The sequence below is a fragment of the Sphingomonas melonis genome, from assembly GCF_013409985.1.
In the GTDB taxonomy this organism is placed as follows: domain Bacteria; phylum Pseudomonadota; class Alphaproteobacteria; order Sphingomonadales; family Sphingomonadaceae; genus Sphingomonas; species Sphingomonas melonis_A.
In genome coordinates this window covers 451,719-473,452 of sequence record NZ_JACCBY010000001.1, presented here as the reverse complement: position 1 = coordinate 473,452, position 21,734 = coordinate 451,719, and the positions used below count along the sequence as shown (strand labels likewise).

At 70.2% G+C, this 21,734-nt stretch carries 22 protein-coding genes; 18 read left to right on the top strand and 4 right to left on the bottom strand.

What is annotated here, in order from left to right; translation table 11 throughout:
• Nucleotides 1-113 precede the first annotated feature (113 nt).
• Nucleotides 114-1,142 carry a flagellin N-terminal helical domain-containing protein gene (locus tag HD841_RS02335; protein WP_179507264.1) on the bottom strand — a complete coding sequence of 343 codons (1,029 nt, stop codon included), beginning with the start codon at nt 1,140-1,142 and terminating at the stop codon, nt 114-116.
• Between the two features lie 269 nt (nt 1,143-1,411).
• On the opposite strand from HD841_RS02335, the gene HD841_RS02330 reads away from it, so the two are divergent.
• The 18 genes from HD841_RS02330 (at nt 1,412) to HD841_RS02245 (ending at nt 18,470) form a co-directional block, all read left to right on the top strand.
• Nucleotides 1,412-2,752 (top strand): sigma-54 interaction domain-containing protein, encoded by a 1,341-nt coding sequence (locus tag HD841_RS02330; RefSeq protein ID WP_179507263.1) that lies wholly within the window; start codon nt 1,412-1,414, stop codon nt 2,750-2,752.
• A complete protein-coding gene (gene fliE / locus HD841_RS02325; RefSeq protein ID WP_179507262.1) occupies nt 2,749-3,111 on the top strand; it encodes a flagellar hook-basal body complex protein FliE in 363 nt (120 codons plus the stop codon). Before HD841_RS02330 ends, fliE begins: the two co-directional genes overlap by 4 nt.
• A gap of 3 nt (nt 3,112-3,114) precedes the next feature.
• Nucleotides 3,115-4,797 carry a flagellar basal-body MS-ring/collar protein FliF gene (fliF, locus tag HD841_RS02320; RefSeq protein WP_179507261.1) on the top strand — a complete coding sequence of 561 codons (1,683 nt, stop codon included), beginning with the start codon at nt 3,115-3,117 and terminating at the stop codon, nt 4,795-4,797.
• On the top strand, nt 4,794-5,813 hold the full coding sequence (fliG, locus tag HD841_RS02315) for a flagellar motor switch protein FliG (protein ID WP_179507260.1): 1,020 nt from the start codon (nt 4,794-4,796) through the stop codon (nt 5,811-5,813). The genes fliF and fliG overlap by 4 nt, the downstream gene beginning before the upstream one ends.
• The gene (locus tag HD841_RS02310) at nt 5,806-6,567 is read left to right on the top strand and encodes a FliH/SctL family protein (protein ID WP_179507259.1); all 762 of its coding nucleotides are present in this window, start codon (nt 5,806-5,808) and stop codon (nt 6,565-6,567) included. The genes fliG and HD841_RS02310 overlap by 8 nt, the downstream gene beginning before the upstream one ends.
• A complete protein-coding gene (locus HD841_RS02305) occupies nt 6,561-7,889 on the top strand; it encodes a FliI/YscN family ATPase (protein ID WP_179507258.1) in 1,329 nt (442 codons plus the stop codon). Before HD841_RS02310 ends, HD841_RS02305 begins: the two co-directional genes overlap by 7 nt.
• A complete protein-coding gene (locus tag HD841_RS02300; protein ID WP_179507257.1) occupies nt 7,882-8,313 on the top strand; it encodes a hypothetical protein in 432 nt (143 codons plus the stop codon). Before HD841_RS02305 ends, HD841_RS02300 begins: the two co-directional genes overlap by 8 nt.
• A gap of 36 nt (nt 8,314-8,349) precedes the next feature.
• Nucleotides 8,350-11,037, top strand: coding sequence for a flagellar hook-length control protein FliK (locus HD841_RS02295; RefSeq protein ID WP_179507256.1), 2,688 nt, complete (start codon nt 8,350-8,352; stop codon nt 11,035-11,037).
• Between the two features lie 20 nt (nt 11,038-11,057).
• Nucleotides 11,058-11,678, top strand: a complete 621-nt coding sequence (locus HD841_RS02290) for a flagellar basal body-associated FliL family protein (RefSeq protein ID WP_179507255.1) — start codon at nt 11,058-11,060, stop codon at nt 11,676-11,678.
• Nucleotides 11,679-11,682: 4 nt separating this feature from the next.
• Nucleotides 11,683-12,621: a flagellar motor switch protein FliM gene (locus tag HD841_RS02285; RefSeq protein ID WP_179507254.1), complete on the top strand. Its 939-nt coding sequence runs from the start codon at nt 11,683-11,685 to the stop codon at nt 12,619-12,621.
• A complete protein-coding gene (gene fliN, locus HD841_RS02280; protein ID WP_038664020.1) occupies nt 12,618-12,920 on the top strand; it encodes a flagellar motor switch protein FliN in 303 nt (100 codons plus the stop codon). Before HD841_RS02285 ends, fliN begins: the two co-directional genes overlap by 4 nt.
• 9 nt (nt 12,921-12,929) lie before the next feature.
• Nucleotides 12,930-13,184: a flagellar biosynthetic protein FliO gene (locus HD841_RS02275; protein WP_179507253.1), complete on the top strand. Its 255-nt coding sequence runs from the start codon at nt 12,930-12,932 to the stop codon at nt 13,182-13,184.
• Nucleotides 13,181-14,074, top strand: coding sequence for a flagellar type III secretion system pore protein FliP (gene fliP, locus HD841_RS02270; protein WP_179507252.1), 894 nt, complete (start codon nt 13,181-13,183; stop codon nt 14,072-14,074). The genes HD841_RS02275 and fliP overlap by 4 nt, the downstream gene beginning before the upstream one ends.
• 108 nt (nt 14,075-14,182) lie before the next feature.
• Nucleotides 14,183-14,452, top strand: a complete 270-nt coding sequence (gene fliQ / locus HD841_RS02265) for a flagellar biosynthesis protein FliQ (RefSeq protein ID WP_038664029.1) — start codon at nt 14,183-14,185, stop codon at nt 14,450-14,452.
• A 163-nt stretch (nt 14,453-14,615) separates the two neighbouring features.
• Entirely contained in the window at nt 14,616-15,386 is a 771-nt protein-coding gene (gene fliR / locus HD841_RS02260) for a flagellar biosynthetic protein FliR (RefSeq protein ID WP_179507251.1), read from the top strand.
• Complete coding sequence (gene flhB, locus HD841_RS02255) at nt 15,386-16,525, top strand: flagellar type III secretion system protein FlhB (protein WP_179507250.1); 1,140 nt, start codon at nt 15,386-15,388, stop codon at nt 16,523-16,525. Before fliR ends, flhB begins: the two co-directional genes overlap by 1 nt.
• A 49-nt stretch (nt 16,526-16,574) precedes the next feature.
• The gene (gene fliD / locus HD841_RS02250; protein WP_179507249.1) at nt 16,575-18,071 is read left to right on the top strand and encodes a flagellar filament capping protein FliD; all 1,497 of its coding nucleotides are present in this window, start codon (nt 16,575-16,577) and stop codon (nt 18,069-18,071) included.
• Nucleotides 18,072-18,470: a flagellar export chaperone FliS gene (locus HD841_RS02245; protein ID WP_179507248.1), complete on the top strand. Its 399-nt coding sequence runs from the start codon at nt 18,072-18,074 to the stop codon at nt 18,468-18,470.
• Nucleotides 18,471-18,731: 261 nt separating this feature from the next.
• Here HD841_RS02245 and HD841_RS02240 read toward each other — a convergent pair whose 3' ends face one another.
• The 3 genes from HD841_RS02240 to lysA are packed head-to-tail and all read right to left on the bottom strand — an operon-like array spanning nt 18,732 to nt 21,726.
• Nucleotides 18,732-19,685, bottom strand: a complete 954-nt coding sequence (locus HD841_RS02240) for a CorA family divalent cation transporter (RefSeq protein ID WP_179507247.1) — start codon at nt 19,683-19,685, stop codon at nt 18,732-18,734.
• Nucleotides 19,682-20,452, bottom strand: coding sequence for a precorrin-2 dehydrogenase/sirohydrochlorin ferrochelatase family protein (locus tag HD841_RS02235; RefSeq protein WP_373562912.1), 771 nt, complete (start codon nt 20,450-20,452; stop codon nt 19,682-19,684). Before HD841_RS02235 ends, HD841_RS02240 begins: the two co-directional genes overlap by 4 nt.
• Nucleotides 20,449-21,726, bottom strand: coding sequence for a diaminopimelate decarboxylase (lysA, locus tag HD841_RS02230; protein ID WP_179507246.1), 1,278 nt, complete (start codon nt 21,724-21,726; stop codon nt 20,449-20,451). The genes HD841_RS02235 and lysA overlap by 4 nt, the downstream gene beginning before the upstream one ends.
• Between the last annotated feature and the right edge of the window lie 8 nt (nt 21,727-21,734).

Below are 21,734 nucleotides of genomic sequence, written 5' to 3'. Positions count from 1 at the left end.
CAAACAAAAACCCCGGTGGAGGACCACCGGGGTTCTGGTGCGCTCGTCCTTGGGGGAGCGAGCTCGGTCAGCGCCAACGCCCTTGGGGGGCAGCGCCAGCGCCGATCAGGAGATTACTGAAGCAGCTTCAGCACGCCCTGCTGGCTCTGGTTGGCCTGCGACAGCATCGCGGTCGACGCCTGGCTGAGGATCTGCGCCTTGGCGAGGGCGGTCGTTTCGGCCGAGAAGTCGGCGTCTTCGATGCGGCTCTTCGCGTCGGTCAGGTTGGTGACGTTGGTGGTCAGGTTGTTGACGACCGACTGCAGACGGCTCTGACCGGCACCGATCGAGGCGCGGGTCGTGTTGACGGCGCTGAGCGCGGTGTCGAGCGTGGCAAGCGCGTTCTGGGCGTTGGTCGCGTTGCTGACCGAGATGCCGCCGGTGATGCCGTCCGAACCAGCCGCCTGGTACATCTGGTCGCCTGCCGCCAGCGTCTTCTCGGTGCCGATGTCGGCGGCGAGGACGGTCGCGCCGCCGAGCTTGCCGCCATAGGCCACGTCTTCCGCGGTCACGGTGCGCTTCGTGCCGACCAGCGGATCGCTGGCGCCGAGGGCGGTGGTCAGACCCGCGGTCACCGCACCGGCGGTCACCGTGCCGCTGACCGGCACCAGGTTGAGCTTGTTGATCGTCAGCTTCATCTGGTCGGTCGAGTTGGCACCGGCCTGGATCGAGATCGTCTGGTCGGCCGAGGCGCTGAACAGCGAGACGCCGTTGAACTTGGTCTGCGAGATGTTCACCAGCTGCTTCTGCAGCTCGGCGATTTCCGTGCCCATGTTGGTACGGTCGGAGTTCTGGTAGGTGCCCGACGCCGACTGGACGGCGAGTTCACGCATACGCTGCAGGATGTTGCTGGCTTCGCCGAGCGCACCGTCGGCGGTCTGGGCCAGCGCGATGCCGTCGTTGGCGTTGCGGACCGCCTGGTTCATGCCGCGGACCTGGGCGTTCATCGAGGTCGAGATGGCGAGGCCGGCGGCGTCGTCCTTGGCCGAGTTGATGCGCTTGCCGGTCGACAGGCGCTCCATGGCGGTCGACAGCTGCATGTTGGCCGAGGTGGAAGCGTTCGCGGAACGCAGCGAAGCGATGTTGGTACCGATGACGGTCATGTGAAGTCTCCAAAAGCTGCGGCGCTCCCCGCCGCCCCCAGAGCGGAGGGCCGAGCCGCCAAAATGAAGAACGGCCAGTGCCAACGGGGATTTAGCGGAAAAATTCGGGATGGTCGGTTTTGGTCTGGCCTCGCACGCGCCTACGCGCGCGTAGAGGCGCGAGCGGCACGCGCGTGTCGCGCCCGGAAAAATTTTGCCGGCAAGGAACGAATTTTAATCCGGCATTTACCCGGCGCGACGCATTGGAGGCTCATCCTTGGGGGATAGCAATGCGTTCGATTTTTCCGTCCGCTGCAGTGTTGCAGCGTCACTACCCGCTTGTCTCGAGCTTGCGCGCACAGGGCTTCGGCCTGGGCTCGTACGAGGCCGCCCGTCCGGGCGCGACCGACCTGTTCCTGATCGCCGAGGGCGAGGTGCCGCCGGCGCCCGCACGGTCGGTCATCATCGGCAACGAAGGCCGTCACGTCCTGCCGTCGCGCAACGGCAATCCGGCGCGCATCGCCTATGCGGCAGAGGATGCCGCGGTCGGTAACGGCTTCGCCCGCGCGCTCGTCGCCGGGCCCGAGACGCCGACCGCCGCCGATCCGGAAAGCCTGGCGCTGCTGGCGCTCGCCGAGCGCGTCGCGCAGGCGGACATCACCGTGCTGATCAACGGCCCGACCGGCACCGGCAAGGAAGTGCTCGCCCGCGCGATCCACAACCAGTCGCCGCGCCGCAACGGCCCGTTCATCGCGATCAACTGCGCCGCGCTGCCGGAAACGATGCTCGAGGCGCTGCTGTTCGGTCACCAGAAGGGCGCGTTCACCGGCGCCTCCTCGGGCGGCGAAGGCTTCTTCCGCGCCGCCGACGGCGGCACCATCCTGCTCGACGAGATCGCCGAGATGCCGCTGCAATTGCAGGCCAAGCTGCTGCGCGTGCTGCAGGAGCGCGAGGTCGTGCCGATCGGCGCGTCGGTGCCGCAGGCGATCGACGTGCGCGTCGTCGCCTGCGCCAACCGCGACCTGCAGGCGGAAGTCGCCGCCGGCCGGTTCCGCGCCGATCTCTATTACCGCCTGTCGGTCTTCCCGCTGTCGACCAAGCCGCTCGCCGAGCGTCCGCAGGACATTCCCGCGCTCGCCGCGACGATGATCCTGCGCCATGCCGGCGCGCGCACCGTCGTGCCGTGGCCGACCGCCGAGGCGGTCGAGACGCTGGTCCGCCACGAATGGCCGGGCAACGTCCGCGAGCTGGAGAATGTGATCCAGCGCGCGCTGCTGTTCGCCGCCGGCGACACGATCGAGGCAAGCCATATCGTGTTCGACCGTCCGGTCAGCTTCACCTTCCAGCGCGATCCCGCGCCGGTGACGCAGCTGTTCCCGCAGGCCGCCGCGGCACCGGTGCCCGCGCCCGCACCCGCCGCTGCCCCGGCCGAACCGGCGACGCTGGGCAATGTCGTGCAGATGAGTGAATTCCAGGCGATCCGCGAGACGCTGGCGGCGTGCGGCGGCAGCCGCGTCGAGACCGCGCGCCGGCTCGGCATCTCGGAACGCACCTTGCGCTATCGCCTCGCCAAGGCGCGCGAACAGGGTAACGACCTTGCCCGTCCGCTCAGCCTGGCGGCATCGGCATGAGCGGCGTGGCAGGCATGGGCGGCGCGATGAGCGTCGACCGCGTGATGCAGCTGCGCGCGCAGATCCTCGAGCGCAACCAGGCGCTCAGCCGCGCCGGGGCGACCGCCAACACCACCGCGCCTGCGGGTGCGACGAAGCCGACCAGCTTCGCCGACACGCTGCAGGACGCGCTGAAGGACGTCAACGCGAGCCAGACGCAGGCGTCGAGCCTGTCCGAAAGCTACGAACGCGGCGAGACGGTCGACATCGCCAAGGTCATGCTGGCGCGCCAGCAGGCCTCGGTCGGGTTCGAGGCGACGCTGCAAGTCCGCAACAAATTGCTGTCCGCGTACAAGGACATCATGAGCATGCCGGTGTAATCGATGAGCACTGCCCTCGCCACCACCTCGCCCTCGGCTCTGCCCGAGAAATTCGCCAACCCGCTGTTGCAGATCAAGGGCGTGCTCGCGCAGCCCGCGGTACGCCGCAGCCTGCCGATGGCGATGCTCGTCGCGCTGATCGGCGCGGCGGCGCTCGCCTGGATGACCTTCTCGACGCCGACGCAGAAGACGCTGTTCACCGGGCTGACCGACGCCGACAAGCAGGCGGTGACCAGCGCGCTGACGCAGGCCAATATCGCCAGCCGGATCGACGACGGCACCGGCGCGCTGACGGTCAACGAGGACCAGTTTAGCAAGGCGCGGATGCTGCTCGCCGGCCAGGGCCTGCCCAAGCAGGCGCCGGGCGGCTATGCGATCCTCGACCAGCTGCCGATGGGCGTCAGCCGCGCGGTGGAGGGCGAACGGCTGCGCCAGGCGCGCGAGACCGAACTCGCCCGCTCGATCGAGGATATCGACGCGGTCGCCGAGGCGCGCGTGCATCTCGCGATGCCCGAAGCGTCGGTGTTCGTGCGCGACAATGCCTCACCCTCGGCGTCGGTGGTCGTCAAGTTGCAGGGGGGGCGTGCGCTCAGCCAGTCGCAGGTGCAGTCGATCGTCAACCTCGTCGCCTCGTCGGTGCCGGGGATGAAGCCGGAAAGCGTCACCATCGTCGATCAGATGGGCGCCTTGCTGTCCAAGCCCGGCGCCGGCGGTGTCGACGGCGAGAGCGACGCGCGGCTCGAGATGCAGCGCAAGACCGAAGACAAGGTGCGCCAGCAACTGGTGCAGCTGCTGACCCCGCTGGTCGGCGCCGGCAATTTCACCGCCGAGGTGCAGGCCGACATCAACCTCGACCAGACGCAGGCGACGCGCGAGACCTATGACAAGACCGGCGCGCTGCGCGCCGAGACGGGCAATTGGGTCGGCAACCAGGGGAACGGCCCGGCGACACCGGGCGGCATTCCCGGCGCGCTGTCCAACACGCCGCCGCCCGCCAGCCAGTTGCAGACGCCGCAGCCCGCCAATGGCGCGAGCGGTGCGCCCGCCGCGGCACCGGCGCCGGTTGCCGGCGGCCCTGCTCCCAATCCCAACAAGCAGAGCGACAGCTTCCAGCGCGCCTACGACCTGGGCAAGGAGGTGTCGGTGACGCGCCAGGCCCCGGGGTCGGTCAAGCGCCTGTCGGTCGCCGTGCTGCTGCGCGATCCCGACAAGACGCGGCGCACCGCCGCCGAGATCGGCCAGATCACCGACCTGGTGAAGAGCGCGGTCGGGTTCGACCAGGCGCGCCAGGACCAGGTGACGGTGATCAGCCGCAAGTTCGCCGATGCCTCCGCCGATGCCGACGGCCCGGCGTGGTACGACAATGCGTGGCTGCCGGTGCTCGCCCGCAACGCCACTGCGATCGTGATCGCGCTGCTCGTCCTGCTGCTCGGCGTGCGCCCGCTCGCCAAGGGGCTGATGAAGAAGCGCGACGATGCGGCACCGGCGCTTGCCGGGGCGGGCGGCCTGCCCGCCGGCGGCACCGACAATGACGGCATCACCGTGCACGAGGCGGTCAGCCTCGATCGGCTGGAGGCGTCGCAGACGGTCGACGACCGGATCGGCGCGGTCCGCGGCTTCACCCGCGACAATCCGGCGCGCGCCGCGCTGGCGATCCGCGACATGATCAAGGCCGACGCCAAGTGACCGCGGTTGCCACCCGAACCTATACCGGCGTCGAACGCGCCGCGGTGCTGATGATGCTGGTCGGCGAGGACGAGGCCGCGGCCATCCTCCAGAAGCTCGACCCCGAGGAGGTGCGCCAGCTCGGCGCGGCGATGTTCGCGGTCGCCGACGTCTCCGAACAGGAGATGGAGGACGTGCTGGAGGATTTCGTCGGCAAGGCGCGCGAGCGCACCGGCGTCACCTTCGAACCGCGCCCGCGGATCGAGGCGGTGATGAACCGCGCGCTCGGCGCCGAAAAGGCCGAGAGCGTGCTGGCGCGCATCACCCCGGCCGAGGCGGCGTGCGAGCTCGAACTGCTCGACTGGCTCGACGCCAGCGAGATCGCGCAGATGATCGAGAAGGAGCATCCGCAGATCGCCGCGGTCATGATCGCCAACCTCGACCCCGCGGTCGGCGGGCAGGTGCTCGAACTGCTGCCCGACGCGGTGCAGCCCGACATCCTCCACCGCATCGCGCGGCTGGGGCCGATCAACGCCGATGCGATCGACACGCTGAAGACCGTGCTCGCCAACCGGCGCGGCGGCAGCGGCGGCGGCGGTTCGGCGAGCGGCCTGTCGCTCGGCGGCACGCGCGAGGCGGCGAAGATCCTGCAGGGCGCGCGCAAGGCAACCGAGCAGCGCGTGCTGCCGAAGCTATTCAAGATCGACAAGGACGTCGCCAAGGCGATCGAGGAGGCGATGTTCGTCTTCGACAACCTTCTCGACATGGACGACAAGAACCTCGGCACGCTCATCCGCAACGTCGACGGCGACATCCTGTCGCGCGCGCTCAAGGGCGTCGACGAGACGGCGCGCAACCGCTTCCTCGGCTGCATGTCGGCGCGTGCCGCCGACGGCATCCGCGACGAGATGGAGGCGCGCGGGCCGATGAAGCTCGCCGAGGTGCTGGAGGCGCAGAAGGCTATGATCGGCATCGCCCGCAACCTCGCCAAGGACGGCACGATCATGATGGGCGCAGGCGACGACGATTATGTCTGATTTCGTCGCAGGATTCGCCGCGCGGCACGACACCGCCGCGCATCTGTTGCAGGCCGCGTTCGCGCCGCCCGCCGGCTTCTCGCCGCGCGAGATGTGGGCGAAGCTGGAGCGGACGATGGGGGGCGCCGCCCCCGCCGCACCCGCGGCCGAGCCGCGCTCGGGCCCGCGTCACTTCAGCCCCGCCGATCCCGGCGGCGACAAGCCGACGCGCGGCTGGGACCCGCTCGATACCGAGGCGGAGCCGAGCGGCTTCATCGACCCGGTCGAGACCGCACACGCCGCCGGCTTTGCCGAGGGACTCGCCGCGGCGGCCGCGGCGGCGCGCGAAAGCGGCGACCGCGATCGCGCGCTGCTCACCCAGCTCGCCGCGGCGCTCGCCAACGGCCAGCAGCTCGACCGCGACCGGATCGCCGGGCAGCTGCGCCAGACGGTGCTGCTGCTGGTCAACAAGCTGGTCGGCGAATGCGGCGTGTCGCCGGCGGTGCTCAACGGCCGGATCGAGGCGGCGGCGGAGATGCTGGCGGATGCCGGGGAATCGGCGCTGCTGCGGCTCAACCCCGACGACCTGCCGCTGGTCGAAGCATCGCTGCCCAAGACGATCTTCGCCGCGGGCGACGCATCGCTGGCCCGCGGCAGCTTCGTGCTCGAAAGCGCCTCGACGCTGATCGAGGACGGGCCGGCCTTGTGGCTCGGCCAGCTCGCCGAGGCGATCGACCGCGTGCCGGTGCCGTCGCTGGAGGCGGACGCGTGTTGAACCGCTTTACCGCCGATTACCTCGAAACGCTCGCCGCCGCCGACTTCCGCCCGACCCCCAAGGTGTCGGGGCGGCTGTCCTCCTATGACGGGCTGCTGATGGAAGCGGTCGGCCTGTCGCTGCCGGTCGGCACGATCTGCGAGATCGGCGGCGACGGTGACGCCAAGGTCGAGGCGGAGGTGATCGGCTTCCGCAACGGGCGGACGCTGCTGATGAACCTCGGTGGTCCCGCCGCGCTGCTGCCGCGCGCGCCGGTGCGCCCCGTCGGCCCGCCCGGCGAGGCGGAGGTGGGCGCGGCGCTGCTCGGCCGCGTCGTCGACGGCGCGGGCCGGCCGATCGACGGGCTCGGCCCAATCCGCGGCGCGGGCAAATGGCCGCTCGCCGGCAAGCTGCAATCGCCGCTCGACCGCGGCCGCGTGCTCGAACCGATGGACGTCGGCGTGCGCGCGATCAACGGGTTGCTGACGATCGGCCAGGGTCAGCGCGTCGGCATCATGGCCGGTTCGGGCGTGGGCAAGTCGGTGCTGCTCGGCATGATGGTGCGCGCGGCGCAGGCGGACGTGATCGTCATCGGCCTGATCGGCGAACGCAGCCGCGAGGTCGCCGACTTCCTCGAGACCAAGGTCGCCGGTGCCGCCCGCCAGCGTTCGGTGGTGGTCGCGGTGCCCGCCAACCATTCGCCGGTGCTGCGCATCCGCGGCGCGCTACGCGCCACCGCGATCGCCGAAGCCTTCCGCAACGAGGGCAAGAAGGTGCTGCTGATCATGGACAGCCTGACCCGCGTCGCCCATGCCGGTCGCGAGATCGGGCTGGCGCTGGGCGAACCCGCCTCCGCGCGCGGCTATCCGCCGTCGGCGATCGCGATGCTGCCCAATTTGATCGAACGCGCCGGCACCGACGTGCGCACCGGCGGCTCGATCACCGCGATCTACACCGTGCTCGCCGACGGCGACGACGGCAACGACCCGGTCGTCGATTCGGCACGCTCGATCCTCGACGGGCATATCGTGCTCAACCGGCACCTTGCCGAGCGCGGCGTCTATCCGGCGATCGACATCGGCCCCTCGGTCAGCCGCGTGATGACCGACATCGCGCATGCCGACCACGTCCATGCCGCACGCGTGCTGCGCCGCCATCTCGCGACCTATGAGGAGAATCGCGACCTGGTGCTGATGGGCGCCTATCGCCCCGGTGCCGACCCTGCGATCGATGCCGCGATCGCCGCGCATCCGGCGGTGATGGAATATATCAAACAGGGATCGGACGAGACCGTCTCGCTCGGCGAGGCGATCGGCGAACTGACCGGCGTCTTCGGTGCCTGACGCCAGGAAGCTGGCGCGCATCCATCGCGTGCGCACGCTGCAACTCGGCCTGACCCGCGCCGACGAGGTGCGCGCGCACGAGAAGTTCGCGAGCGAGGAGCATCTCGCCCGGCGCATCCAAGCGCTCGCCGACGCGGTGTCGCCCACCCCGGACACGCGCGCCAGCGCCGCGGCGATGGGCGCGCAGGCGCATTTCCGCGACCGGCTGCATCAATCCTCCGCGGCGGCGCAGATGCGCGTCCAGTCCGCCGAAATGTTCGTCAACCGCGCGGTCGAGGCGACGCGCTCCGCCAAGCGCGACCAGAGCGCGATCGAGAAGCTGCTCGACCGCGCGCGCCGTGCCGCGGTCGCCAAGGAGATGCGCGCGCTGGAGGATACGCCGCCCGTCTCGCCGCTGAAGGCAAAACGGCACGATCCTTGCTGATCAGGACGGGACACCCTCTGTGACGAGTTTGCCCCGATGATCACCCCCGCCATTGCCGTCACTCCGATCGCCCCCGGCCAGCCGGGCAAGGGCGCGTCGCCGGCCGGTGGAGATCTGTTCGCGCTGTCGATGCTGGCGGTGAGCGGGGACGGCGGGATACCGACCGCCGCGCCCGCCGCGATCGTGACGCCGGGGGAGACCGACCGGCAAGGCTTTGCCGCTTCCGGCATGGCGCTGCCGACCGCCACGGTGACGCCGACGACGATGCCGGTCGACCCGGCGCTGGCGTGGCTGCCCGCGGTCAACATCGCCGTTCCCGCGCCGCTGGAGGTGCCGCCGGCGCTCGCCGCGGTGCCGGTGAGCGCGGACGCGGTGCCGATGCCGGCGCCGCGCAGTTTCCGGCCGGCGGCGACCAATGGCGCGTCGGTGGTGGCGCTGGTGGCGACCACGCCGGATGTCGGAGGCGTGGCGCTGGCTCCCCCGCCGGTCGAGACTCCGCCGAGCGGCCGGCCCTCGGCGCCGGTGATTGCCGCGCCCGTCACGGCACGATCCGCAGCCGCGCCAGCCACGACGGCGCCCGCCGAGCCGCGGCCGAGCGCAACGGTCGTGACGCTGCAGACGGCAGCGCCGGTGGCGGACATTACGCCGGTTGCGGCTCCGGTGACGGCGGCACCGCAGACCCGGCCGCTGACGGAAGAAACGGGTGCAGCTCCGCAAGCGGCACCCGGTGTGGAGACGCCGCCCGTCACACGCGACGCGCGCACGAAGGCCGCGTCGGGCAAGGACGCTCGGGCGCCATCCGGCGTGCCGCGTCTCGCCGATCCGGCTGCCGCGGCACCCGCCGAGTTGGACGACGCGCCCGCGCCTGCCAGCGAGCCGATCGACGAAACCGCCATGCCAGTCGCCGTGGAGGTACAGGCGCCGCCACGACCTGACGCCGCCGTGATCATGCCGGCCGTGCAGGTGGCCCCGGCCGCTGCGCCCGCGCCGGTACCGACCGCTTCCAGCGATGCCCAGCCGACGCGTGCGGTTGCAGTGACGCCGCGGGCGGCGCCTGTTCCCATGGCGCAAAATCGACACCCGGACCCCGCGACCGCTCCGGTACGCGATGACGCCACGCCGGCGCCTGCACCGCGCGCCGCAACGCCGAGCCCGATGCCGGGAGCCGAGCCCACCGCGCCCGTCGGCGACGCCAGCGCTATCCCGACGCCGGTGAGCGACACGGATGCACCAGCGCCGGTGACGCGGCAGAACGCCGCCCGGCCGGAAGCCGCACAGCGCGTGACGGATACCCAGCGTCCTCTGCCCGTCGCCCCGGAGCCAACGGCGGTCGTGACGGACGCAGTGGCCGCAGCAGCACCGGCACAGAGCCCCGCGGTGCGTTCGATGCCCGGCACAGGGGGTAAACCGACACTACGACAGCCGACGACGCGGATGCCATCGCTCGCTCCCGCCGCCGCGCCAGCTTCGTCGGCGCCGGTGGAGCGCCCGATTGCCCTCGACCGTCCGGCGGCCCTCCCGTCCACGGCAACAGCCGCCACGACGTCGGCACGTGTCGAGCAGCCGATCGTCACCCCACCGCTTGCCGCACCGATGTCCGCGCCAGTCGCGTCCGCCGACGCTGCGGTCACCGACATCGTTGCGCAACCAGCGATTGCCACTCAGTCCGCAGCGCCCACCCTGCCGGCCGTGGCTCCCGCCACTGTCGCGCCGCAGCCGACGGTTACCGCACCGTCGAACGCGCCGCTGACGCCGCCGACTGCCGAGGCGAGCATCGTGCCGGCCGCCGCTACCGCCCCCACGCCAGCGGCCGTCCCCACGCCCCCGGCCGCTCCCGTGCCGGCCGCCGCTCCGACGGCGCCCGTCCTCGCCGCCGTGGCACCCGTCGCGGTTGCCGGCGCGCCGGTCATCGCCAGCCCTGTGCCTGCCGCACCGCAGCCCCAGCCCCAACCGCGCGCGTTCGTGCGCGAGGTCGCCGGCACCAGCCGCCAGACGGTCGCGCTGCGTCCCCAGGCGGCAGCGCTGCCGCAGCCGGCGGCGGGCACCACCGCGCCGGCATCGCAGGTGTTCGGCGCGGCGATCCACGCCGCCGCCGGGCAGGACGACCGCCGCCCCGCCGAGCCGGTCGAACTGACGCCGACCGCCGCGCCTGCCGCGGTGCCGGTCGCCGGCAGCAGCGGGATCACCGAGGCGCAGCCGACCCTCGACCTCCGCCAGAACGGCTGGCCCGCGGCGATGATCGACCATATCGAGACGCTGCGCGACGCGGCCAACGCCAATGACACGCGCATCCGCCTCGTGCCCGATGCGCTCGGCGTGATCGACATTGCGGTCAAGACGGTCGGCAGCGCGATCCACGTCCGCTTCGCCGCCGCGGATGCGACGACGCGCACGCTGATCGAGGATGCGCAGCCGCGGCTCGCCGCGATCGCCGAGGAGCGCGGGCTGCGCATCGGCCAGACCGTGGTCGAGGCCGCGCCGGCGAACGCCAGCCAGTCGAACACCGGCCAGTCCAACGGCCAGGCGTCGCAGGGCCAGACGTCGCAGGGCGGCGCGACCGGCCAGCCCGCGGCACAGACCGCCGGCGGCCAGCCGCAGGCGAACCAGCCGCAAACCGGCCAGCAGCAGCCGCGCCAGAACCAGACCTCCACGCGCCAGCCGGCCTCGCCGGCGCGGGCGTCCACCCCCGAAACCGACGCCGCCGCCGACGGCCGCGTCGCCTGACATCCTGAGGACCCGAGACGATGAGCGACAAGCCCGAAGACGCCCCCAAGAAGAAGGGCGGCATGAAGAAGATCGTGATCATGGTGGTCGCGCTGCTCGTCCTGGTGGGCGGCGGCGTCGGCGCCGGCGTCTATGCGGCGAGCAGCGGCCTGATCGGCGGCGGCCACGCCGCGGCGCCGGAAGAGCATGGCCCCAAGCTGATCCCCAAGTCGGAGCAGAAGCGCCCCGGCGAGGGCGGCGAAGGCGGCGAGGGCGGCCATGGCGGCGGCGAGGCGGCTGCGAGCGGCGGCAAGCACACGCCGTCGGGCGGCGACGGCGACAAATATGCCTCGAATTATTATGCCATGGACCCGCAGTTCACCTCGAACCTGCAGGATTCGGTGCACGTCATCCAGGTCGGCATCGCCATCTCGACCCCCTATGACGACACCGTCATCGAGAACCTGAAGACCAACGACATCGCGATCCGCTCCGCGGTACTGCTGACCCTCGGCGACACGCCCGAGGAGCAGGTGTTCACCTCCGCCGGCAAGCAGCAGATGCAGCAGCGGATCGCCAAGGCAATCAACGCAACTCTCGAGCAAAAAGAGGGATTCGGCGGCATCAGTAACGTCTACTTTACCAATTTCGTTGTTCAGTGAGCCCATGGTTAACGCCGAGGCAACATCCGAACGACGCGCGCGGGAGCGCCGCCCCGCCGCGCATGCGGCGCGGCTCGGCGAGACCAAGCTCAACCCGTTCGGCGACCTGCACACGCTGCAGCATCTGTCCGCGCGGCTGGCGCGGGCGCTGCGCGGCGTGTTCGAGCCGTTGCTGCGGCGCGAGGTGCGCGCCTGGGCCGAGCCGCTCGTCGTCCAGCGCTTCGGCGACTATCGTGCGGAACGCGCGGACGGGCTGACCGCCTGGCTGCCGCTGATCATGTCGCCGCAGGGCGCGACCGGCCTGTGCGTGCTCGACGGCGTGTTCGTGCTCGAGATGCTCGACCTGTTCTTCGGCGGCACCGGCGCCGCGCCCGCGGTGGTGCCGGCCGAATTCTCGCCCGCCGCCGAGGCGATCGTCGGCAAGATCGGCGCCGCCATCGCCGGCCCGCTGCGCTCCGCCTGGGAGCCGCTGGCGCGGATGGACTTCACGCCGACCCGCGTCGAGATGAATGCATCGATGCTCGCCACCGATTCGGACGACGCGATGATCGTCACCCGCTTCGGCCTGGCCGCGGGCGACGACAAGCCGGTGTTCATCGACCTGCTCTACCCGGTGACCGCGCTCAAGCCGCACGCGCCGACGCTGACCGGCAAGGTACTCGACAAGCAGGAGGCGGACCCCGCCTGGCGCACGTCGCTGACCCGCGCCGCGATGAACGTGCGCTTCCCGATCCGCTCGGTGCTCGCCGAGCCGGTGGTGCCGCTGTCGATGCTGATGAACCTCAAGCCGGGCGACGTGATCCCGATCAGCTTCGGCGCCGAGGTGCCGGTGATGGTCGGCAGCGACTGCCTGGGCAAGGGCACCGTCGGCACCTCGAACGGCCATGCCGCCGTCCGCCTCACCTCCATTGCCCGATTCGACGACGAAGGACCTGACGCATGAACGATATGACCGGCGGCTTCCCGCTCGACGCGGGGGTGGCCGCCAATTTCCGGCTGCTCCAGGACGTCGATGTCAAGCTGACCGTGGAGATCGGCTCCACCCAGCTCACGCTGCGCGAACTGCTCGCGCTGGGCGAATCGAGCGTGATCGAGCTGGACCGGCAGGCGAACGAACTGCTCGACGTGTTCGTCAACGGCACGCTGATCGGCCGCGGCGAGGTCGTCACCGTCGGCGACCGGTTCGGCGTGCGCATGACCGAACTCGTCACCCCCGACAAATCCGCCCCCTCGCGCGGCTGAAGGCTTCCGATGCTCTGGTCCTATATCCTCAAGCTCGTCATCCTGCTGCCGCTGGTCTGCGGCCTGATGATCGCCTGCCTCTACGCTTGGCGCAAGCTGGAGACGCGGATGCCCGGCAAGGCGCCCAACCGGCTGATCGCCGTGCAGGAAACGATGATGATCTCGCCGGGCCTGCGGCTCGCGGTGCTCGATTTCGAGGGCAAGCGGCTGCTCGTCTCGGTCGGCCGCGGCGGCGTCACCCTGATCGACAAGGCGGACCGGTGAGCATCACCGTAACCCGCAACGGCCATGGCCCGGCGCTGATCCGGGCGGCGCGTCCGTCGCGCACGCGCGGCCGCGACCGTGCGCACAAATGGGTGTGGGCGGTCCTCGCCATCGCGCTCGCGCTGCTCATCGCGGTGCCCGCCTTCGCGCAGGTCGCGCCGGCGGCACCGGCCGCGCCGGCACCCGGCGTCAGCGATGCGGTCGATCGCGCGCTCGGCCAGCTTAGCTCGGGCGCCGCATCGGGGGGCACGCAGTCGGCACCGCTGTCGCTGTCGCTCCAGGTCCTCATCATCATGGGCCTGCTGACGATCCTGCCCGGCATCCTGCTGATGATGACCAGCTTCACCCGTATCGTCATCGTGCTCGCGGTGCTCCGCCAGGCGCTGGGTCTGCAACAGACGCCGCCGAACCAGGTGCTGATCGGCCTCGCCTTGTTCCTGTCGCTGTTCATCATGGCGCCGACGATCAGCCAGATGAACACGCAGGCGATCCAGCCCTATGCCGCCGGCCAGCTCGCCGGCACGCAGATGATCGAGCGCGCCGGTGCGCCGCTCCACGCGTTCATGGTCAAGCAGACGCGGGTCAAGGACGTGACGATGTTCGCCGACATGGCGAAATCGGGCCCCTACAGCTCGTCCGCCGACATCCCCTTCGCCGTGCTGCTGCCCGCCTTCGTCACCTCGGAGCTGAAGACCGCGTTCCAGATCGGCTTCCTGATGTTCCTGCCGTTCATCGTCATCGACCTCGTCGTCGCGACGGTGCTGATGGCGCTGGGCATGGCGATGCTGTCGCCGACGATCATCTCGCTGCCGTTCAAGCTGCTCTTGTTCGTGCTGGTCGACGGCTGGGCGCTGACGATGGGCAGCCTCGCCAATTCGTTCGCGACGTGACCCTTGCCCCGTTCGTGCTGGGCCTGTCGAAGCACGTGAGACTCAAGCCCTTCGACAAGCTCAAGGCGAACGGATCGCACTTGGCGGTCGACGTTCCAGGGACCGATGATGGACGCTGATTATTTCCTCACCGTCGCCAATCAGACGATGTGGGTGCTCGCCTTGGCCAGCGCGCCGATCCTGATCCCGGCGCTGCTCGCCGGGCTGATCCTCGGCATGATCCAGGCGGCGACGTCGATCAACGAACAGACGCTGAGCTTCGTCCCCAAGCTGGTGGTCGTCGCCTTTTCGATCATGATCTTCGGCAGCCTGATCCTTGGCCTGCTCACCGACTTCACCGTCGGCATGTTCGAACGCATCCCGGATCTGGTGAAGTGACCGTCGCCGCCGCTTCTTCGTCACCCCGGACTCGCTCCAGCGGCCACTCATCCGCAGGCGCGCGGCTGGGGGCCCCGGCCGTTCGCCTCGCCGCGGCGTGGACCCGAGTCCGGGGTGACACGGCAATCGTGGCAATCGTTTCGCGGGCAGAGATCGGCGCATAATGCTCGGCTTCGGCCTCGCCATCGAGCCCAAGCTCTGGGCGCTGATCTTCGTCATGGTGCGGATCGGCGCGGCGTTCATCGTCGCGCCGGTGTTCGGCGCGGTGGCGATCCCCCTGCCCGTCCGCGTCGGCCTGTCGGGCGCGATCGGCATCTTCGTGCTCAACGTCCACCCGATCGTGCCGCCCGCGCAGATCTTCGCGGTGGCGACCTTCCTGGCAATCGCCGCCGAGGCGCTGGTCGGCACCGCGATCGGCTTCATCCTCCAGATCGCCTTCGCCGCGCCGATGATCGCGTCGGAGATCATCGGCGGATCGATGGGGATCGGCTTCGCCTCGTCGATCGATCCGCAGAACGGCCGCTCGACGCCGGCGCTCGGCCAGTTCTTCTCGGTGATGCTGACGCTGCTGTTCCTGTCGGTCGACGGCCATCTCGTCCTCGTCGAGCTTCTGGTGAAAAGCTATGAGACGATGCCGCCGGGCAGCTGGATCGCGCCCGAGCGGCTGAAACAGATCGCCTTCTTCGGCGGCTATGCCTTTCTCGCCGGGCTGCTGCTGGCGCTGCCGGTCGGATTCCTGCTGCTCTGCCTCAACCTGATCGTCGGCATGGTCAGCCGCGCCGCGCCGGCGCTCAACCTGTTCTCGGTGGGCATGCCGGCCAGCCTTGCGGTCGGCGTCATCGCGCTCGCCGTCGCCTTCCCGGCGATGGGCGACTATATGCTCGTCATCGTCCGCGAAGGTCTCGCCGCGACGCAAAGCCTGGTGAACGGCTGATGTCGGAGGGTAGCGACAAGACGGAAGCCCCGACGCCGAAGCGCAAGCAGAAGGCGGCCGAAGACGGCAACATCCTGAAGTCGAAGGACTTCGCCACGGCGCTGGTGGTGATGGCGGGCGTCGCCTGGCTGATCTTCGCGGGCCCCTCGCTGGTCGCGGCGTGCAAGGCGGTAATGGCGGCGAGCTTCCAGTTCGATCGCACCGATGTCGAGGATTTCTCGCCGTGGCGACCGTTGCAGCAGGCCGGATGGAAGCTGCTGCCGTCGCTGATCACGCTGTTTGCGGTCAGCATCGTCGCGACGATCATCAGCTCGGCGGGCCTCGGCTCGCTGACCTGGAACAACAAGCTGATCGCCTTCAAGGGCAATCGCATCAACCCCGCCTCCGGCCTCAAGCGCATCCTCGGGCCGCAGGGGTGGATCGAGCTCGGCAAGTCGCTGCTCAAGGTGGTGCTGCTCGGCGTGATCGGCGGCTACATGCTGTGGACGTCGAGCCGCGCGACGCTCGGCCTCACCTCGTCGAGCCTGCACGATGCGGTGGCGGAACTCGGCGGCACCTTCATCGGCATCATGATCGCGATGGCGGCGGGGCTGTTCGCAATCGCGCTGTTCGACGTGCCGATCCAGATCATGCAATTGCTCAACAAGCTGCGCATGACCAAGCAGGAGGTGCGCGACGAGCACAAGGAAACCGAGGGCTCGCCCGAGGCCAAGGGCCATCAGCGCGCGATGCAGCGGGCGATGGCGAGCGGCGGCGTGCGCAAGGCGGTGGCGGAGGCGCACGTCGTGCTGACCAATCCGACGCATTTCGCGGTCGCTTTGCGCTACGAGCGCGGCCAGGATCAGGTGCCGGTGGTCGTCGCCAAGGGCCGCGGCGCGACCGCGCTGGCGATCCGCGAGGCGGCGGGCGAGATGCGCGTGCCGGTGCTCGAATATCCGATGCTCGCCCGCGCCGTCTATTACACCAGCCGCGAAAATCAGGAGGTGCGCGACGATCTGTATGTCGCGATCGCCACCGTCCTCGCCTTCGTCTTCAACGTCAACGCCGCGGCGGGCGGCGTCGCCCAGCCGCCGATCGACGTACCGGAGGGCGCGCGCTTCGACGAACACGGCATCAAGATAACCGCACGGAAACCCTAAAACCGCCGCGGCCGCGGTCGTTAATCAGAGGGAAGCGCGGAGTGCGACAATGACCACCACGACTGCCATGACCAGCACGCCGACGCCGACCCCAACGGCGACCACCGGCGTGGGCGTCACCAAGAATGCCGCGCAGCAGGTGCTGACCTCGCTCAACACCGGGTCGGGCGTCGACACCGCGTCGCTGGTCACCGCGCTGGTGCAGGCGCAGTTCGCCGCGAAGAACGCCGCGATCGCCAGCCGCAACACGGCGCTCACCGCCCAGATTTCGGCGGCGAGCACGCTCAAGAGCACGATCGCCAATTTTTCGACCGCGCTCGGCGCGCTGAGCAGCAGCGGCACGTTGCAGACGCAGCCGGTCAGCTCCAACCCGACCGCGCTCGGCGCGACCGCGATCAGCGGCGCCAAGGTCGGCAATCTCAGCTCGAGCATCACGGTCAACGCGCTCGCCTCGGCGCAGGGCGCACGGTCCGCCGCGGTTGCCGACCGCAGCGCGACGATCGGCACCGGCACGCTGACGCTCAAGCTGGGCACCGCGACCTACAACAGCACCGGCACCGCGATGACCGACTTCACCGCGACCAGCGGCACCTCGGTCTCGATCAACGTCACCGACGGCAGCCTCGACGGGATCGCCAGCGCGATCAACGCCGCCAAGGCGGGCGTCACCGCCAGCGTCATCACCGATGCCGACGGCAAGGCGGTGCTGTCGCTGAAGGGCACCACCGGCAGCGCGCAGGCATTCACGCTCCAGGCCGACGACGCCGCCAGCCCGCTCAGCCAGTTCAACGTCGGCCCCGGCGCCGCGACGACGCTGACCGGCACCGCCGCGAATGCGCGGCTGACCGTCGACGGCATCGACGTGCAGCGCAGCAGCAACACCATCTCCGACCTCGTCTCCGGCGTGAAGCTGCAGCTCAACGCGGTCTCGACCGGGCCGGTGTCGCTGTCGATCACCCGTCCGACGAGCGCCGTCGCCCAGGCGGTCAGCGACTTCGTCGACACGTACAATCAGGTCTATGCCAGCGCCAAGGGGCTGACCGATGCGAGCACCGGCGACCTTAAGTCGGATACCGCCGCCAAGACGCTGCTGCGTTCGCTACAGTCGCTGACCACCAAATCGCTCGTCTCGACCAGCGCCAACGGCGCGCCGACGACCCTCGCGCAGCTCGGCGTCTCGACCAACCGCGACGGCACGCTGAGCGTCAACACCGCGACGCTCAACAAGGTGATGGCCGCCTTCCCGGACGAGGTCGAGGCGATGTTCGCGACCACCGCGGGCAATGCGATCGGTCTGCCGAGCACGCTGAGCGGCATCTCGCTGGCCGCGGCGAGCAGCAGCACCGGCCTCGGTGCCTCGGCGGCGCGCTACACCAAGGCGCAGACCGAGCTGACCGAGCAGCAGAGCAAGGTGACGACGCTGTCCGACGCGATGTCGACGCGGCTGACGCAGCAATTCTCGACGATGAACAGCAAGGTCGCCGCCTACAAATCGACCCAGACGTTCCTCGAAAACCAGATCAAGGCTTGGAATTCGGACAAGTAAATGGCCTACGCGACCGCACTTCGGGGCGACCCCTACGCCACGTACCGCCAGATCGACGTCGTCGGCCGCACCGCGGAAGCGCATGGCGCCGGCCTCGTCCAGCTGCTCTATGAGGAACTGATCTCGGCGCTGCGCGCGGCGGCTTGGGCCGTCGAGCACAACCAGCTGCGCACCAAGAGCGAGCGCGTGACCCGCGCGACCGCAATCCTGTTTGCGCTCGAATCGGGCCTCGATTTCGAGCGTGGCGGCGACGTGTCGATGACGCTGTCGCGACTGTATGCGGGTATCCGCCAGACCGTGATCAGCGCCTCGGTCGGCCTCGACCCCACACCGTTCCGCGACGCGGCGAGCAGCCTCAGCGAGATCGCCGAGGCCTGGCGCATCGCACGCGCGGCGTAACGACGGCGCTCTTCCGACGGGCAGGGCAATCGCCATGGCGGTCCGTCGATAAGGCGCGATTGTTCGCCTTAGCCCCTCCGTCACCCCGAACTTGTTCCGGGGCCCACCGGGCGGCAAGAGAACGGCGTCGGATCAAGCCTCTTCCCTCGCCGCAGAGTGGACCCCGGAACGGGTCTGGGGTGACGGAGCACGTTCGAAATGAACGACGTGCTCCCGTAAATGACCATACGCCATGATCCCGCCCCCAGGGGAAGGCATGAGTTATTTTTGGAACCAGTGCTTGCGTGTAAAATAGCCGAGTACGAGCGCCGCGATCGCGAGGCACAATCCCATGATCGCATCGAACGCCCAGGGTTCCTGCGCATAGGGCAGATCGGCGACGTTCATCCCGTAGACGCCGGTGATGAAGGTGAGCGGCAGGAAGATCATCGCGATGATCGAGATGATCAGCGAGCGGCTGTCGATCTGTTCGCTGCGCAGGTCGGTCAGCGCCTCGTGCATCAGCGAGGCGCGTTCGCGGATCGATTCCAGCTCCTCGGCCATGCGGGCGGCGCGGTCGGCGGCGGCGGCGAGGTGGCGGCGATCGTCCTCGGCCAGCCACGCGCCGGGCAGCGTCGCGAGCTTCTCCAGCGCCGCGCGCTGCGGCGCCAGGAAGCGGCGATAGCCGATCGCGGCGACGCGGACGCGGGTGACGACGCGGCGCAGGTCGAACACGCGGTTGGCGTCGAGCCGTTCCTCGCAATCGTCGAGCTCGTCGCCGAGATCGGCGACATGCGGGTCGAGATCGCTCGTGATCGCGGTCGCCACCGCGGCGATGAAGTCGCCGGGATCGACGATCTCGCCCGCCTCGACCTCCTTCTCGACCTCGGCGATGCCGACCAGCGCGCGGCGCGTCACCGAATAGACCCGGCCCTTGATCGCCCAGATTCGCACCGAGGCGAGCGCATCGCCGGAGGTGACCTCCTCGGTCGAGCGACCGCGCAGGTTGAGCAGCGCGCCGTTGGCGAACGCCTCGCAGCGCGGCCGCGTCTCGGTGGCGGTCAACGCGTCGACGACATATTCGTCGATCCCCGCCGCGTCGCGCAGCCACGCCTGCACCTCGCCCTCGTTGCTGGTGAGATGCACCCAGACGAAGTCGGCGGTGCAGGACAGCGCCTCCTTGACCGGGACCCGATCGACCGAGCCGCCGGCGACGCGATAGCCGAAGCCGCTCACGCCATCATCAGTTCGACGGTGAGACCCTCCGGCGCCGGGTCCGACGCCGCATCGGGCCGCCACGGCTGCCGCGCCGCGTCGGCGCGGGCCCGGTCGAGGATCGCCGCCGATACGCCGGGATGATGGAGCACGCGATCGGCGTTGGCGAGCGCGCGCGCTTGGCGCAGCGTCAGGTCGTCGGGGTCTGCGGAGGTCAGCACGATGCGGACATGGCCGCTCGGCCGCGCCTGATCGGCGGAGAGCCAGCGTGCGACATCCGCCTCCGCTGCGAGCGGATCGAGCGGGCCGCCCGCGGCCATCGCCGCGCCGAGCGCCCGCCGCCGCTCGCCGCCGTCGGGATAACGCCGCCGCAGCGCCGGCCGTGCGGCCTGGAGCCGGTCGGCGAGCGTCCCGAGACCGGCGGGCAGCAGTGCCTCCAGCCGCTGGCGCAGCGCCGCCGCCAGCCCTGCGGAGACCCCGCCGGTGCCGATCGCGATCAGCACCGGCGCGCGATCGACGATCGCCGGGGTGGTGAAGTCGCAATGGTCGGGCCGGTCGACCGCATTGACCAGAATGCCGCGCGCCTTGAGCCGCGCCACCGCGGCGAGCGCTTCGCCTTCATCCTCGATCGCGACCACGGCGAGCGACGCGGCGGCCTCCTCACCGACGATCACCGCGCCGGCGCGTTCGAGCAGCCGGCGCTTGGCGTCGGCCGGCTCGCCGCTGCCGAGCAGGATCACCGCGCGGCCCGCCAGCCGCACGAACAGCGGCAGGCTGTGCAGCGTCACCGCTGGTCGCGCCCCGGCGTCAGCCAGTCGGGCACGCGCTCGGCGGCGAGGATCGTCTCCGCCGCGATCCGGTCGGCGACCACGGCGAACCGCTCGCCGTCGACCAGCACCTCGGGCACCAGCGCGCGGCTGTTGTAGGTCGAGGCCATCGTCGCGCCATAGGCGCCGGCGGTGCGGAACACGGCGAGGTCGCCGCTCTTCACGGCATCGATATCGCGGCCCATCGCGAAGGTGTCGCCGCTTTCGCACACCGGGCCGGCGATGTTGGCGGTCATCCGTTCGCCGCTCGGCGCGACCGCGTCGAAGTCGTGCCAGGCGTCGTACAGCGCCGGGCGGGCGAGGTCGTTCATCGCCGCATCGACGATGACATAGGGGTTGGTGACGCCCGGCTTCACCCAGATTACCTCGGTCAGCAGCACCCCGGCGTTGCCGGCGATAACGCGGCCGGGCTCGAACATCAGCTCGACGTCCCAGCCTTCGGTGACCCGCGCGACCATCGCGCCATAGTCGGCCGGGCTCGGCAGCACGTCGCCTTGCTTGTACGGCACGCCGAGGCCGCCGCCGAGATCGACGCGGCTGATCGTGTGGCCGACAGCGCGCAGGTCGGCAACGAGCTGGCCGATACGGCGATACGCCTCCTCCAGCCGCGACAGGTCGGCGAGCTGGCTGCCGATGTGACAGGCGACCCCGCACAGGTCGATGCCGTCGAGCGGCGCGAGCCGATCGAACATCGCCGGCGCCTGGTCGATCGGCACGCCGAACTTGTTCTCGGCGCGCCCCGTCGAGATCTTGGCATGCGTGCCGGCATCGACGTCGGGATTGACGCGCAGCACCGCGGGCGCGCGCTTGCCCTTGGCGTGGGCGATCTCGGCGAGGACGACGCCTTCTTCCTCCAGCTCGAGGTTGAACTGGCCGATCCCCTCGTCAATCCCGCGCGACAGCTCGGCGCGGGTCTTGCCGACGCCGGAGAAGACGATGTCCGCGGCCGGGATGCCCGCCGCCAGCGCGCGCGCCATCTCGCCGCCCGAGACGACGTCGGCGCCATAGCCCTCCTCGGCGAGGACGCGCAGCACCGCGACGTTGGGATTGGCCTTGATCGCATAAGCGAGATGGATGCGGCCGAGGTCCTTCAGCCCGTCCCGGAACACCTGCGCATGGCGCCGGAAGGTCGCGGTCGAATAGACATAGACCGGCGTGCCGACCTCGTCGGCGATGCGGGTCATCGGCACGTCCTCGCAATGGAGGATGCCGTCGCGATACTCGAAATGGTTCATGAATGCCG